The sequence below is a fragment of the Bartonella queenslandensis AUST/NH15 genome, assembly GCF_000312585.1.
In the GTDB taxonomy this organism is placed as follows: Bacteria; Pseudomonadota; Alphaproteobacteria; order Rhizobiales; family Rhizobiaceae; genus Bartonella; species Bartonella queenslandensis_A.
The window spans coordinates 1-929 of sequence record NZ_HE998192.1; the positions used below are offsets into that span (position 1 = coordinate 1).

At 39.0% G+C, this 929-nt stretch carries 1 protein-coding gene; it reads left to right on the forward strand.

Features of this window, described 5'->3' with window-relative positions:
* Positions 1-48 precede the first annotated feature (48 nt).
* A complete protein-coding gene (locus BN338_RS09840; RefSeq protein ID WP_039761946.1) occupies positions 49-837 on the forward strand; it encodes a hypothetical protein in 789 nt (262 codons plus the stop codon).
* Positions 838-929 lie beyond the last annotated feature (92 nt).

A 929-nucleotide genomic window follows, 5' to 3' on the forward strand; every position in this document is an offset into this window, starting at 1 on the left:
CTCAAATTCTTTCTTACAATTTAACTTATTTTGAAATGGAGCATACCCATGAGCAATACAACTATATCTAAAATTCAAAACACTAAAAAATATGAACTTACAAATGAAACAATCGATTTTGATAGTCATAAGCTTTATCGCATACGCGCTTTAAGAGACTTTGATGATGTTAAGGCTGGTCAACTTGGTGGCTATATTGAAAGTGAAAGCAATCTCTCTCATGATGGTAAGTGTTGGCTTTATGATGATGCTATGATTTTCCAAAATGCACGCGTTTTCGAAAATGCAAAAATACGCAATAATGCTTATGTGATTATAGGTGCAAAGGTTTATGGCAATGCTCTTGTCAGTGGTCAAGCATGGATTGCATGTGATAAGGCGCGTGTTTATGACAATGCTGTCATTAATGGCAATGCAAAAATTGGGGGCTGTGTTAGCGGCAATGCCGTTGTGAGTGATAACGCCGTTATTTCACAAGGGGCTCATGCTTATGAAAACGCCCGTGTTTATGATCAGGCGCGGGTTTGTGGTTTTGTTTATGGCAATGCCCATGTCTATGGCAAAACACATATTCATATTTTTGCTAGTGTTTATGACAATGCCCATGTTTTCTGTAGTGCTCATATTCATGACTTCGCAAGGGTTTATGGCAATGCTAAAATATCAGGTTCTGCGCGTATTGGCTGTGGTTCACAAGTTTTCGATAATGCACAGATTTACGGTAAAGCCAAGACTGCTTGGCATGTCAAAATCTATGGCAATGCGGTGCTTAAAGAGAATATGAAATTTTCTGAAGATGTCTGTGATGCTGATCAAGACGTCAATAAAGCAGCATAAATAATGCCTCTGGCGCAGCGGGGGCGCCTGCTTTCCAAGCAAATGTTCCATTTCAAATTTTATTAACTGTTTATCACATGAGATTGTGAGGG

What these genes read in the sequence shown, in the direction of transcription:
- BN338_RS09840 (WP_039761946.1), top strand. Translation starts at nt 49, where the DNA reads ATGAGCAATACAACTATATCTAAAATTCAAAACACTAAAAAATATGAA.